The 14,055-nt window shown below is 35.5% G+C and carries 11 protein-coding genes; 3 read left to right on the top strand and 8 right to left on the bottom strand.

The window, feature by feature from the left end; all coding sequences use genetic code 11:
- Positions 1 to 88 precede the first annotated feature (88 nt).
- From G6534_RS00735 to G6534_RS00715, 5 genes are all read right to left on the bottom strand, one after another.
- Positions 89 to 1,645 (bottom strand): teichoic acid glycosyl transferase, encoded by a 1,557-nt coding sequence (locus G6534_RS00735; protein WP_182083002.1) that lies wholly within the window; start codon positions 1,643 to 1,645, stop codon positions 89 to 91.
- 105 nt (positions 1,646 to 1,750) lie between these two features.
- Entirely contained in the window at positions 1,751 to 3,478 is a 1,728-nt protein-coding gene (locus G6534_RS00730; RefSeq protein WP_182083001.1) for a glycoside hydrolase family 73 protein, read from the bottom strand.
- Between the two features lie 127 nt (positions 3,479 to 3,605).
- Positions 3,606 to 3,845 (bottom strand): hypothetical protein, encoded by a 240-nt coding sequence (locus G6534_RS00725; RefSeq protein WP_010020969.1) that lies wholly within the window; start codon positions 3,843 to 3,845, stop codon positions 3,606 to 3,608.
- Positions 3,846 to 4,148: 303 nt separating this feature from the next.
- Positions 4,149 to 5,480 carry a DUF6056 family protein gene (locus G6534_RS00720; protein ID WP_182083000.1) on the bottom strand — a complete coding sequence of 444 codons (1,332 nt, stop codon included), beginning with the start codon at positions 5,478 to 5,480 and terminating at the stop codon, positions 4,149 to 4,151.
- A 166-nt stretch (positions 5,481 to 5,646) separates the two neighbouring features.
- On the bottom strand, positions 5,647 to 6,666 hold the full coding sequence (locus G6534_RS00715) for an acyltransferase (protein ID WP_182082999.1): 1,020 nt from the start codon (positions 6,664 to 6,666) through the stop codon (positions 5,647 to 5,649).
- Positions 6,667 to 6,782: 116 nt separating this feature from the next.
- Here G6534_RS00715 and G6534_RS00710 point away from each other — a divergent pair, with 116 nt between their 5' ends.
- From G6534_RS00710 to G6534_RS00700, 3 genes are read left to right on the top strand one after another with little or no spacing between them, the layout of a single operon-like run.
- Positions 6,783 to 8,501 carry a glycosyltransferase family protein gene (locus G6534_RS00710; protein ID WP_182082998.1) on the top strand — a complete coding sequence of 573 codons (1,719 nt, stop codon included), beginning with the start codon at positions 6,783 to 6,785 and terminating at the stop codon, positions 8,499 to 8,501.
- A gap of 55 nt (positions 8,502 to 8,556) precedes the next feature.
- Positions 8,557 to 9,087, top strand: coding sequence for a helix-turn-helix domain-containing protein (locus G6534_RS00705; RefSeq protein ID WP_182082699.1), 531 nt, complete (start codon positions 8,557 to 8,559; stop codon positions 9,085 to 9,087).
- Positions 9,084 to 9,935, top strand: a complete 852-nt coding sequence (locus G6534_RS00700; protein WP_182083254.1) for an IS3 family transposase — start codon at positions 9,084 to 9,086, stop codon at positions 9,933 to 9,935. Before G6534_RS00705 ends, G6534_RS00700 begins: the two co-directional genes overlap by 4 nt.
- A 57-nt stretch (positions 9,936 to 9,992) precedes the next feature.
- On the opposite strand, the gene G6534_RS00695 is transcribed toward G6534_RS00700, so the two are convergent.
- The 3 genes from G6534_RS00695 to G6534_RS00685 all read right to left on the bottom strand — a co-directional run bounded on the left by G6534_RS00695 (position 9,993) and on the right by G6534_RS00685 (position 14,046).
- A complete protein-coding gene (locus G6534_RS00695; protein ID WP_182082997.1) occupies positions 9,993 to 11,366 on the bottom strand; it encodes a DUF3329 domain-containing protein in 1,374 nt (457 codons plus the stop codon).
- 92 nt (positions 11,367 to 11,458) lie between these two features.
- A complete protein-coding gene (locus G6534_RS00690; protein ID WP_182082996.1) occupies positions 11,459 to 12,418 on the bottom strand; it encodes an ABC transporter substrate-binding protein in 960 nt (319 codons plus the stop codon).
- A 158-nt stretch (positions 12,419 to 12,576) separates the two neighbouring features.
- Positions 12,577 to 14,046 carry a hypothetical protein gene (locus tag G6534_RS00685; protein ID WP_182082995.1) on the bottom strand — a complete coding sequence of 490 codons (1,470 nt, stop codon included), beginning with the start codon at positions 14,044 to 14,046 and terminating at the stop codon, positions 12,577 to 12,579.
- Positions 14,047 to 14,055 lie beyond the last annotated feature (9 nt).

Genomic DNA, 14,055 nt, shown 5'->3' with positions numbered 1-14,055 from the left:
CATGAGTATGCCAAAAATATATCATGAACCACTTACTTCAAGATATAAAAATATGCAAAAAAATTCATTTTTTCGTAATACGTTTTTTCTACTTTTTTTCAAACAAAACATAGTAAGTATTAGGACTATTTGAAGCAACAGATCTGACCTTATAATTGTTAAGTAAAGCGTCATGCAAATGCGGATCAATTGAAGATTTAGTCTGTAACAACACGGTTTTGCGGTCATTAGTTGGTGGAGCTTGGATATTAATTATGACAAAATCGACAGCTTTTTGACGCATATTTCTTTCAAAAGACCAGTACATTTTAGGCAGTTGTTTGTAGTTCATATTCAATCTTTGCCAGAAAGGTGTCGTTGGTAAAATATCGGTAGCCAAGAAAAATCCTTCATCCAAATCATTGATCATCAGAAGTGATGGCTTTTTATATTCAGATTTCATGATTTTTGAAAATTGTTCTTGGGCCTGATGTGTCTCACCATTGAGTGAATGTTTCTCGCCGCTGACTACTAAATGATTCAAATTCGCATTGTTAACAAATGGCATGATGACTAAACTGGCTGCCAACAAAATCTTTACAGGTGCTAGTAATTTCTTATCAAAAACAGCAATTCTTAGTTTTTGCAATCTTAACAATCTAATCAAAGCAACTGCAAAAAATGGCATCCAAATCAAAGTATAGTAATCATCTAGCCAATGTTGTAAACAGACAAATAAAACAGCTCCGAAATACATTGCCACTTCAATCACAACGTGTTTCTTTTCAGAGATTGCCTTGAGCCAGCCACAAATTATGAAGATGAAGACGACGAAATGCGTTTTGATTTGCATCCCCATCAAGTACAACAAATACCAGACTTGACCGAGGAAACTTTGTTTGGTTTGCCGATACGAAGTTAAATTTTGAACGAAATAAATATTGATCAAATCTTTAAAGGCGTTGTGCAATCCAAAATAAATTGCCACGATAAATGCCGTCAACAAGAATCCTAATAGTGAGGCACCGATAATTTGGAGCAATTTTTTGAAATCTTTTTTGTAGAGCAGCTCCACAGCAACCCACAAGAAGAAAATGATGTATGATCCGGACAAGGAATATTTATTCCAAAAGATAAAACTCAAATTTAATCCCAACCAAAAATAAGTCTTCAGTGGAATATCAATAACTCGCTGACGATAATGATTCAAGACGTACAACAAGTACAAAACTGAAGTGAAGGCGAATTCTTCCGGCGCTCCACTCAAATTAAAGGAACTCGTACCAACTAAGGCCAATGGTCCCATAAAACCAGCATACTTAGGTGCAATGACATTTTGCTTCAAATCTTGAGCAATTCTTCTTGCTAAGTAATAAACAACACTCAAATTAACTAATTGTAAAAAGAATACACCCGAGAAACTGGTTTCTTTAATACTTGCACCCACGGCAAATAAAGCATACAACAATGGACCACGCTGATCGATAACATCACGATACGGTACTATTCCATGCAGCATCGACTTTCCCATTGTTAACATGGCATTACTGTCGACCCACGGATTAGTTTTGAAAACTGGTGAAGAACCGATTACAAAAAAGCCAATTATTATTAAAAATAATATTGGCAGTATCCATTCACGTATAAAAGTTTTGTTTAATCTCATTTTGTATGACCCACCCAAAATACTTTTTAACCTATTAATTATAGCAAAAACAAAAAACCATAGTATAAGCTTTTTGATTCAGCTTACACTATGATTCTTCATTTTTTAATCAGCGTTATAAATACAATATTTACCATTTACCCAACCGGCATTGACTTTGTACCAAGTTTGTCCATCAACGATTTGTTTGGATGTAACTCGCCAAGTAGTGCCGTCTGCTAAACGTGTTCCCGTGAACTTGTTGTTCGATGCGGGACTGTTATAAACGTTAACGCCATATCCTGGGATATAGTTGATTTTTACCATACCAGAAACTGAAGTTACGTAATTAGAACCTTTAACTTCAACGTCATTTGCACTGACCCACTGATCAGTCGCTACTCGATACCAGACTGAACCATCAGAGTGAACTGATTTTTGGTCAATCTTCCAGTCGGTCCCATTAGCTAGACTAACTGCCAAAGCATTGTGTTTATCATCATAAGCTCTAGCACTTGGTGTAGCTGTTACGTGGACGATATCGGGATATGAGGTGATTTGGTCGTCTTTGTAATCTTCATTTGGTTGTTGTGACTTCAAAGTTGCATCAGTAGCCAAAATATAAGCATCAGTTCCAACAAAGTAGAACGTATTGCCATCATCGTCAACTACATAAGCAGTAGTGATCCAACTGGATTGATATGGCAAAACCCGATCCGTGGCAGCTTTTTTATTAGCCGCACTATAAACAGTCGCACCACTATTCTTTACCACGATGGCAGTATCTGAAATCTTCACTTGTGGATTAGATTTTTCAGAATCCAATTGAACATCTTTGGCATTGACGTATTCATTGGCAGCTACTTGATAGTAAACTGTTCCATCAGCCGCAACGACTTTAGCAGAAACATGCCATTTCGTATCATAGCCTAAAGCACGATTAGCTGCGATTTGGTTGGGATTAGCATTGATATAAATTGTTGCAGATTTTTGATTCGTTACAGTAGCGGTATCGTCGATTGTAGTCTTGGTACCACTAACTGAATTATCATTAGTACCACCGGTACTAGCTTCGTTATCGTATTGTGTCAAATTATAGGTCTCGATTATTTTATTCAAAGTTGATGCATAAATTGGACTAGTTGCATAACGTCCTTGCAACCAAGCCGTTGCATCTTTGTAAGAAGAAGTATTTTCCTTCCAAGTACCCTTGTAGAAATCCTTAGCCCCACTGATACCATTTCTCAATAAAGCACCATTATCGGCAAAAGATTCCGTTGCACTAGGGTATTTTCTAAAATTGGCATAAATCGTGTAATAACCCTTGTCAGCACTCCATTCAGAAGTTGGAAAACTGACATATGAGCCATTGTAATCACCCTTAATACCAAAGTAATTGTTATATTGACTAGACAAAGTCGACGTTCCCCAAGCACTCTCAACAATCGCTTGTGCCATCATAACTGATGCATAGACATTGTATTGAGATCCTACTGCTTGAGCAACGGGACCAATTTTATCTAAAAAGGCCTGTTGTTGAGCCTTTGTTACTCCAGCACTAGTTGATGCTTGAGTAACAGCAGCTACTGCACTGGCTGGCAAAACACTATTAAAACCAGAATCTTCATTGGCTTCAATGGCGTCTGCTGCGTCTTCGTTGATTGGAGCCCCTTGCTGATCCAAAACACTGGCTACAGTAGGGTCTTTTTTGTCAGTCGTTGACTTGTGGTCTAAGTCATCCTGATTCCCATCATCATTAGAAAGTGCTGCTTTCACTGGAGAAGCATTCGATGATACGCCAACTGCCGCTAGAACACTAGCCAAAGCAGTAGAGGCAACCCATTTTTTGTTCATAGTGTCTCCCTCCACTCTAAAAATATACTAACAGTAGACTACTATTTAAACAGGTTGGCTTCAATAAAACCTTAAGAAATCAGGCAAATTTTAAACTTTTTCGTGCAAATTTAAATCTTTTGTAACATTATTCATCGGTATCAACGTAAGTAACGTATTCGGCTTCGATCCATTCGCCATCCTCAGCGATACGATAGAATACTTTGCCATCATCGCCGGTACCTTTAGCATCTGTGTACCAAGCTGATTCGCCTTTGACATATTTGTCTTGGAGCATTTTACGGTTCACTTCATAAGTATCAAACAAGAAAACCACGTAACGTGCATCTTGGTTGACCTTAACAATACCATGTACGTTTTCAAGCATTGCAAATTACCACCTTTTAAGTTAATACTGCTTTTATTATACATTAAATGAATGATTTGTTGGGATGGTTATTGTGGTTATTATGTTGACATCCCCAAAAGCCCTGTGATGGCTCAAGTACTTTTGTCTCCGACTAGATTCTGCATCCTATCATTATCATTTTATCAATATAAAAAGCCTAACTAGTCTGCTCTACGCCAACTAATTAGACTTACTTTCATCCATTAAGCTGTAATTTAATTCGTACGACTCTTCTATTATTTCTATATTTCTATTTTTCTACTTTTCTATTTTTCTACTTTTCTACTTACCTAAATAGTTCTTCCAATAGGTTGGATTCTGTTGATTCATTAAATCATTTGACCAAACGAATTGACGGTAAGGAACGTGCTTAGTTAACTCGACTTTACCATTATAAAATTGTGGATCAGATACTCGTTCTAGATTTACTTGACGGTTTTGATACAACATCGATTGATAACTTACCCCCATCGCAACTACGGCAATAACAATCGCCCAGTTGATCAATTTAATCTTTGAGAAAGCATCAATTACAAAACGCATCGCAATCAAGTACATGAAGACATAAGTCAAAAAGTAGCCACGACAATTAACCGGTGCCGATACGAATAACAATTGACCAACGATAATTCCGGTCATCAAGTAATAGAGCCACATTTTGGCATCAGTCTTATAAAAAGTGAAAATGCTGTAGCCGATAAAAATCACTAGCAACAAACTGACCAAAGTATCGGTCACTGAAATTGGCAAACTGATTGAATTATAGCCATACATATCGTTCTTCGGAATCGTACTTAAAACGGCATTAGCAATCGCATAGTAGAACAAGAACGCGGCTGAAATAATCGACATACTGATTTTTTTAACCATTGAGAAGTCTGATTTCAAAACTAAAGTCAAAATTGCTAACAAAATTGCGGCTAACAGAACAATATTAAAAGTAATCAACCAAAAATGTGTCACATTGGAGAACCAACTCCAAATAACTTTTGGATCAAAAGTGGTCCCTCGATAAGTACTTTTCCCACGATAACCGGGATGAGAGAACATGACGATAGCAGAAATGATTGTCCCTAACAAATAAGTGATATGGTACAGCTTAGTTTGCTTGCGGAAATACAAAATCACTAGAACAGCTAAACAAATTTGTCCTAATGTCAGTGCCTCAGTGAACAATCCCGCCGAATAACCTAAAACTAAGGTCAATAAAGCAAACATCCACGGCAAAATTTTCTTTTGACCATAGTCGACAATAACTAAATAACTCAATACTAAGGCCATCGGTGGCACATAATTGACGAAACCGGCATTCCAAGCCAGTACATTATTGATAAAAGCCCCTTGCAAAGTAAAAACAAAAGTTAATGACAATAACAACGCAGTAATACTTTTACCTGCTAATCTCCATATTGCCCACAATAACAACGTCCAAAATATCCCATAGCTCAAAGCTGCCAGTGGCAAACTATGCATTGTGAAAATTTCCAAAGTATTCCCAAAATAACGACCGTTGCTACTTCCTCCATAAATAGCCTGTGGTCCGTAAAACATATGACGAATCAAATAAGCTCCTTGTTCTCCACCCCAGAAATAATCATCTCCAGAAGGAATCATCAGAACTCGAAATAATCCAAAATACAAAAATGATATCAAAAACATGATTGGTGCAAAAAACTTTCCTCTAAAAAATTCCCCTATTTTCTTCAACATAGTTACCAGTATAAAACAACCTTATAATTCACGAAACAACAAAAAAACGCTTATCCCGAAAATAAGCGTTTTATAATAATATTTTCCTAATCAGAGGAATCTTGCTCAAAATAAATATCACAACTAGAGAAATCAACGATGTCAATAAGAAGTTAGTAAAGTAGGCACTAGTTCCAAACCATTGTTCAACTAAATTAATCACTAAACCGTGTATCAAGTACACTCCATACGTTAATGGCGCAAGAATCTCAATCAATTTACTGAACCAATGATGATACTTATTTTCAAACGAACGCAAAATAACGAAAATCAAACCGGCAATGAATGGTACTGAACCGATAGAAAAAATATTCAAAATCTTCCATAGACTTTTGTTATCAATCAAACCAATCTCAATATTTACCGTAAACAAAATTAAAATTAGTAGAATTCCCACAAGCCAATTAGTTTTACGATGTTTTTCTTGAGAGAGTTTATAACCTAGTAAGAAGTAGCCTAGATAACTTGAGAAAACAATTTTACTCATACTATAAGCTTTAAAATAAACTCTGATGTCAGAAGGTAAAACAGGAATAATTGCAGGAATAATCATCATGAAGAAAAACCACAAAATCAACAAGTAAGTTAATCCAGTACTACTTAAACTATCAACCATAGCTTTTAATAATGGTGACAGTAAGTATAGGGAAATTAGCGGATAAATAAACCAATAAGCAATAATTACCGGTTGATGATACATTGATAGAATTGATTGCATGAAACTGTGGTAAGTATAAGTTCCATCAATTTGTCGGGCAAAGTAAGCCGTGATAATCGACCAAATTATAAATGGTACTAAGATTTTCGGTAAACGGTGCTTGAACAAATAACGAATACTTCGAGTTTTAGGACTATTCAAGATTGTCGAGCCACTGATCATAAAGAATAACGGTACCGCTATTTCTGTGATAATTACTAATGAATGAGCAACGTTCCAATCGACTGAACCAACGCCGTGTTCCAACCTAGATGCGCAGGAATGAGCCAAAACAACTAGAAACATTGCTAAAACACGAATGAAGTCTATATAAACGATTCTTTTTCCTTTCACTTTCTTCCCCCCTCAATAAAAAATTGACAATTTGTATTTTTATTTGCATTTTCTTATATCATCAAAACAACAATTCTTAGTATAATTAACCTAATAATAATCAGAAAGGTTTAAATATGCAGTCTATCTTAAAGAACAAATATTTTAAAATAACCATTATTGCTATCATTACTTTAGGTATTTTTGCTATTGCCAGTTTTTTCTCTATCTATCAAACTGAATTTTATCATAATTCCATCTGGTCGTTCTTGGGACCTAGTGATAATAGATTCCATATGATGCGAATCGAAGGACTGTATCAGTCGATTCTTAGACACGATTATTTCCCAGTGATCAACATGTCTTTCATGGATGGATTCGGATACATCTCAAATATTTTCTATTCAGACTTTTTACTCTATCCAGTTGCTTTGATGAAATTATTAGGATATTCCACCGCTCAAGCAATTGCCTGTTATTATGTTATCTTAAACTTTTTAACCTTTGTTGTAGCATTTTTATGTTTTTACAAGGTTCAAAGAAAATACTGGAACAGCTTAGTTTTCAGTTTTGTCTATACGCTATCTAGTTACCGACTACATGATCTACTGTTCCGTCACGATCTCGGTGAAGTTGGCGCATTCTTATTCCTGCCAATTGCCATGCTAGGAATCTACGAAATTTTCTACAGTGAACGCAAACGAAATTGGCTCTTCTTGACTTTTGGGATGACGGGAATTATTTACTCCCATGCACTTTCACCAGTCTTAGTCGCCATTTTAATCGTTATTGTTGCTCTTTGCCAAATCCCAGAGTTAAAACTTCACCCTAAACGTCTGTTGTCCTTACTTTGGGCCACGATTTGTTCGGGATTGTTGAGTATCGGCTATTTCTTACCAATGCTAGAACAACTCAAACACACAACTTTCCAACTAACAAAAACTAAGAGCATTTTGGTCAAGGGTTCTGATAGCCTGCAAGATAGTTTCAATTGGAGTTTAAGTAACATCATCGATAAACCTAATATCGGATTAATCTTATTAATAGCTTCAGTAATTATTATCGTTTCAGCTCACAAGATTCAAAACAAAGCCGTCAGACATTTTTCAATTATCGGTGTCGCAACTTTTGTCTGTTCAACTTCGGTCTTCCCTTGGATTTTGTTAAACAAAACACCCTTCAAGATGATCCAATACACTTGGCGATTTGATATGATAACTACGCTTCTCTTGGCAATTTTTGTCGCTAGTGATCCATTAAATATCTTCAAAGTTAACACCATCAAAGGACTACTAATTGCCTTCGTTTTATTATTATCGATTTCTGCTGGTTATCGACTCATTCAAAGCTACTCAGCCGCCTTAATTCCTTATTCAGAGTACGATAAGATGCCACCTTACAGTATTGGCGGTGGTCAAGAATATTTGCCTGTAGGGACTAATACGGACACTTTGAAGATAACTAAGCATCAACCTAAGGTCACGTCTGGAAAAGCTAAAATTACTGATTTCAAACAAGCTGGCACTAAATTAACCTTCAATTTTAAGAACGCCAAAAACGCTGAAGTCAATCTACCAATCATCGGTTACTATGGCTTCCAGTCAAAGGATTCTACCGGACAAGTTTCTAAATTGACGATGGACAAACAACACAACAACTTAGCTAAAATCACCATCAATGGCAAAGGAAAAGTCGTTGTCAATTATTACGAAACTAAGATTCAAAAATCTGCTCGTCATTTCTCTGTTATTTCGTTAATTATAATGATATTAATCATGATTGCTTATCCATTCAGAAGCAAACTCAAACCACTATTACTCAAATTAAAACCTAAAAATGAAGAAAAGCCTATCTAATGAAGTGCTCTAAAATTGTTAGACATAATCTAACAACTTTAGGAGCACTTTTTTTATGACCAAATACTCTTCAGAATTTAAAGTAAAATTGGTAAATGAATATTTAGAAGGACAAATATCGATACTTAGTTTAGCTAAAAAATATGGGATACCGAGTAAATCCCCTATTTATAATTGGGTACACGAAGCCGAAGCTAATGGATTGAGCTCTTTAAAGAATAAAAGATCTCATAAAGAATATTCTCAAGACTTTAAGTTATCCGTGATAGAATATTATAAATTACACGAGATCAGTCGTCTTGATACCGCAATTCATTTTAAAATATCACCTAGTCAAGTTAGTTCTTGGATTTATATATATAATCATCATGGTGTTGTGGGATTGAGGCGGCGTCCCAGAGGGAGACGCCCGCTAATGGCGAAAAGAAAGAAAAAAACTCATTTAAGTTCTTCAAAAGAAGAAAAATATAAACAAGAAATACTTGATTTAAAGTCAAAATTACATGATACAGAAATGGATCGTGATATTTTAAAAGCACTAAAGGCCTTGAGAGAAAACAATCACAGCTCGAGAAAGCAAAAATAGTTGAATCGTTAACTAATAAATACAAACTTACTGAACTATTAAACAAAATAAATTTACCAAGATCTACATATTATGAACGTCTCAATAAAGTCAAAAAGCCAGATAAATATGCCCAATTGAAGGAATTCATCACACAGACTTATTATGATTCAAACTCAACCTACGGTTATCGTAGAATCTGGAAGCGATCCCTCAAGGCCGGATTTAAAAACTCTCCAGATACCGTACGTCGGTTAATGGGTAAATTAAATTTGAAAGTAACTATTTATTCGCGTCATACATCTGGTTATAGTTCCTTTAAAGGTAATATTGGAAAGAAAGCTCCCAATATCTTAAAACAAGAGTTTAAGGAAACAGAGCCATTAAAAGTACTACATACAGATGTGACTCAAGTACGCTTGCAAAAAGGAAAATGGGGCTATATTTCCGCTGTCTTGGACCAAGCCAGCGGAGAAATATTATCTTATTCAGTAAGTTCAAGTCCAAACGAATTAATGATTAAAGATACACTTGATAAATTGAAACAAAATATAGATCCATCATTAAATCCAATCCTCCATTCAGATCAGGGATGGCATTATCAATTAAAGTACTACAGAGACATATTAAAAGAAATGAATATTAAGCAAAGCATGTCTCGTAAAGGTAATTGTCACGATAATGCCCCTATCGAGAGCTTCTTTAATCTGCTCAAAAGAGAGTGCCTTTACAGGTATAACATTCTTGATTTAGATCAGTTAAAGCAATTAGTTGATGAATATATTACTTGGTATAACAATGACCGAATTTCTTTAAAAAGAAAAGGATTGTCTCCTGTTGAATACAGGGAACAATCCATGATTTCTTAAAACTTATAAAAATGTCTAACTTTTTTATTGCACTTCATAAATTTAGATAGACTTTTTTTATTTGAGATGATAACCATAGACCTTACCGATATCAAAGTACTTAGCCACCCAAAGATTCATCAATTGATCTGAAGGCTCGTCCAAAGTAAATGTCTGATAAGTCGCGTTGTAAGTACTCTTCGCAACTGGCAAGATTGGTACATGAACACTATTCTTACCCGCGTTTTTAGCAGTAAGAATCTTTTGGTACTGCAGCTTATTTACTTGATAACTCTGATTGATATCTTGATAAGCCGGTACATAACTTCTGACAAACAGGACTAATGTCAGAACCGATAAAATTGGTAAAACTAATTTAACATCGCTGAACAATGCATAAACAGGAATAAATAAGGCAATTCCTAAGAAGATGATTCCACCAAAGAACGTTCTCTGGGGAGCTTCTGGAGACAATGACATCGCATAAACGGCCGCAAAATGTCCAATCATGAAGAAAACTATCGACCAACAACTATCGATTGATAATCTCTTCAACACTATTCCGACAATTGTCAAAACAACCACTAATAAATAGAGCCATTTCCAATTATCAAAAGTTAAATTATAAATGTTTTCGAGATTCTTGTGGATAACTGGCCAAGTCCGACTCATCATGCCTCGTTTTTGAGAGCCTGGGGATAAGACCATGATCAAGAAACCTATCCCACCAAAAAAGACACTAGTTAATGTCACTAAACTGATTTTTCGAGTCTCTATAAAACGTTTGAGCATGAACAATAAGACAATCAAAATTGCGGCTGGACCCGAATTCTCATTACTAGCTCCAGCTAAGAAACCAATAATTGCCGCACCAATAAATGACTGTACATTAGGCTCTCGAACTTTCAAATTGTATATGATAAAGCCTAGGTAAATAATACTCATCCACAAGTAATTCCCTGCTCCTGAAACCCAAAGGACCGATTGTCCGAAGAACGGCAGATAAAACCAAGCAAAGGCAAAAATCAGTGGCAAAACAAAAGCTTGAGCTTTCTTATTAGACAATTTACTGGCAAATTTGTTCATCATCATAATTAAAACTACGAAAATCAAACTATTACAAATATCAAATGGAATCTTAGTATTAAATTGCATGAAAAATTGCACGATTGAATGCGCCACGAAACGCCCATTCCAAAGGAAATAATGATTCCACATCGAAGCTGGTATCAACAATGTGGAGATTTTTTGTTGATGAGCAATTTCAGTTGGCGATGACGTCTGATAGAAAAAATGATAGACGTAATCGTCGGCGATATATAAAGTCTTCAAATTCAAAATCAATACAAAAATGAAAATGGCCACAAGAATTATCAGTGACCACTTGTTACGTTTAAGTTTCAAATATAAGCTGTTCACTAAATTTCTGATAACAAAATACCACCCTTGCAAATATAACTTCTCTCAAAATTATAATTCATTGGGGTAAAAATTTGAAGATAACAAAAAAGACTAGATCTCATTGATCTAATCTTCTTAATTAACTATTTAACACCCTTAACTTTCAAAGTGTATTTGTTGTAACTGATCTTACCTTTAAAGAGCTTTTGTGACTTAGCATACTTGAAAGCCTTCTTGAAGTCAGATTTCTTAACTTTATGAACCTTCTTAAAAGTAACGCTCATATCAGTAATATACTTAGCACCTTTATCACTAATACCAAAGTCTCTCAAAGCAGCTTGAGCAGAACCATAGCCACCAACTTTGTTGATATTCTTAATTTCAGTATTAAGAACACTAACTAGAATTTGTGTTGAAGAAGCATTCTTCTTAGTAAAGTCCTTGTTAGCAATCAAAATTTGACCATTATCTTTACCAGTCTTTTGACGGTTCAAAACTTTAGCACCATTACCCTTGGCATTGCTGATGGAAGGATCTTCCAAAACGGCAGCGTCAATATCGCCAGACTTCAAAGAATCAACACGAGTACTATCAGCATCGATTTGCTTAACCTTAACGCTTGAGTACTTAACTTTGTTCTTCTTCAAAATACTCTTGAGATATTGTTTTGAACCAGACTTCTTGTCGATAGCAATCGTCTTGCCTTTGAGATTCTTAACCTTCTTGTACTTCTTGTTAGCAACTAAACCGTAGTAACCAGGCAAAGTACCAACAATCTTCCAAGTAGAATTCTTCTTAGCAAGGGATGCATAACTAACTAAATCAGTTGCGGCAACATTAACGTCACCATTAGTGATAGCATCGTTTAATTCCTTGTTAGAATCAAATGATTTCACATCAACATTAATATTATTACGACTAAAATCAGTAGCATCCTTAGCCATGACAGCAGGCATTGCGGCAGTATTCTTGATTGTTCCGATAGTAATTTTGTCATTACCAGCTGTAGCAGCTTGAGCAGTTAAACTCATGAATGGCAATGATCCAACAATCAAAAGGACAGTCGCAATCATGATAGCAATTTTCTTCAAATTACGTGACATAATAAACTCCCTTTTCTTATAAAAGTACACTAGTTCAGTGTAAACTTTTGTCATGCCAAAAACCATAATTCAATGGATTCTTATTAATTTTTTAGATAAAAAAGCATAAAAAAAAGGCTCGCCTAAGCGAGTCTTTTTAAATTTTTACTAACTAATGATTAGTAAGCAACGTAGTTTACACCACTACCTGCTTGTACCCATTCGCCAGTAGCAACGTGATATACAGTAACTCCAGCAGCGTTAGTTGCCTTCTTGTCTGTGTACCATGCTGAATCACCAGCTAATGCACGGTTTGAAACTGATTCACCGTTGTCATTGTATAGCATGTAGATGAATGATGAAGGACCATCAAGTGTAACTTTACCATTCAAAGCTTGTACGTCAGTGTATTCACCTTCGTCAGTTGTAGCTTTGTCTGAGAATGTTACATCGTTAGCGTCAATCCATTCGCCAGTAGCAACACGGTATTGTGTGTTACCGTTTTGGTCAACACGTTTTTGGTCAGTGATCCAAGCTGTGTTCTTTGCAAGAGCACGGTTTGTAATCTTGTCACCATTGTCATTTACAAGTGTGTAATATGGTGTATCAGCCTTTGTTGTAACAACACCTTTGTTTTCAGTTGTTGTCCATTCAGCTTCACTATCTGAAACGTTGATGGCACGTACAAATGTAATTGTATTACTACCAGTCTTTGTAGTAAAGTCTGAACCTTCTGAAGCATTCTTACCATTTACATAAATTGTATATGATGATGGGTTTTCTTGATATGCATTAATCAAACTATCAAGTGCTGAACCTTTTTGAGCTGTATATGTAACTCTTTGATAGTAAGTACCAGCAGTCTTAAATTCATTATTTTCAATATCAGGTTTACCTACAACACCAGTTGTAGCATTACCATTCATTGCAGCTGTAAATGTCTTGTAATATGTTGTGCCCAATTTAACATCTTGAGTTGCAACTGAATCACCATTTTGATCTGTAAGTGAAAGGTTTGCACCATTAACTAGTTGAGTAGCATCAACTGGTGAATTCTTTGCAACACTAACTGGAGTTGTAAATGTAGCATTCAATGAAGTAATTTCATTCTTGTCAGCTGTATTTACCTTAAATGTAGCAGCTTGCTTGTAACCAGTTTGTGAAGCAGTGTTGTCTTTGTAACTTAAGTAAACTGTAAATGTTACAGGTAAATAATTATTAAGTGATAATGCTGAATTCAAATCAGAAGCATTCTTTCCAAGAGCACTACCATCATATGTATTACCCTTAGCATCTTGTGCTACAACGTAAACATAAGCGTTACGTTGTAGCACAAGATCTGCCATCTTTGATGAATTATCTGTATTGATAATACCACCATGAGCATTCTTACTTTGGAAATCTTTCAATGTTTGTGCATTCTTTTCACCTAATGCCAAATCTGTATTAGATGATTGTGAAATGTTAACACTGTCACGATCAGCAAATTGATCACCAAAAGCAGTAACTTGGTTATCAAGAGTTTCTTTATCAACAACATCTGTAGTTGTTGATGCTGTATCAGCTTGTGAAACAACAGGTGCAGCAACTGGAGCAACAGCTAGAAGTGTAGCAGCAGCGATTCCTGCGTATTTAATAGATTTTTTCAATGTTAATCC

The organism is Companilactobacillus pabuli (assembly GCF_014058425.1).
Lineage (GTDB): Bacteria > Bacillota > Bacilli > Lactobacillales > Lactobacillaceae > Companilactobacillus > Companilactobacillus pabuli.
This window is presented reverse-complemented; position numbering and strand designations above follow the sequence as displayed.

What these genes read in the sequence shown, in the direction of transcription:
- G6534_RS00735 (WP_182083002.1), bottom strand. Translation starts at nt 1,645, where the DNA reads ATGAGATTAAACAAAACTTTTATACGTGAATGGATACTGCCAATATTA.
- G6534_RS00730 (WP_182083001.1), bottom strand. Translation starts at nt 3,478, where the DNA reads ATGAACAAAAAATGGGTTGCCTCTACTGCTTTGGCTAGTGTTCTAGCG.
- G6534_RS00725 (WP_010020969.1), bottom strand. Translation starts at nt 3,845, where the DNA reads ATGCTTGAAAACGTACATGGTATTGTTAAGGTCAACCAAGATGCACGT.
- G6534_RS00720 (WP_182083000.1), bottom strand. Translation starts at nt 5,480, where the DNA reads ATGATTCCTTCTGGAGATGATTATTTCTGGGGTGGAGAACAAGGAGCT.
- G6534_RS00710 (WP_182082998.1), top strand. Translation starts at nt 6,783, where the DNA reads ATGCAGTCTATCTTAAAGAACAAATATTTTAAAATAACCATTATTGCT.
- G6534_RS00705 (WP_182082699.1), top strand. Translation starts at nt 8,557, where the DNA reads ATGACCAAATACTCTTCAGAATTTAAAGTAAAATTGGTAAATGAATAT.
- G6534_RS00690 (WP_182082996.1), bottom strand. Translation starts at nt 12,418, where the DNA reads ATGTCACGTAATTTGAAGAAAATTGCTATCATGATTGCGACTGTCCTT.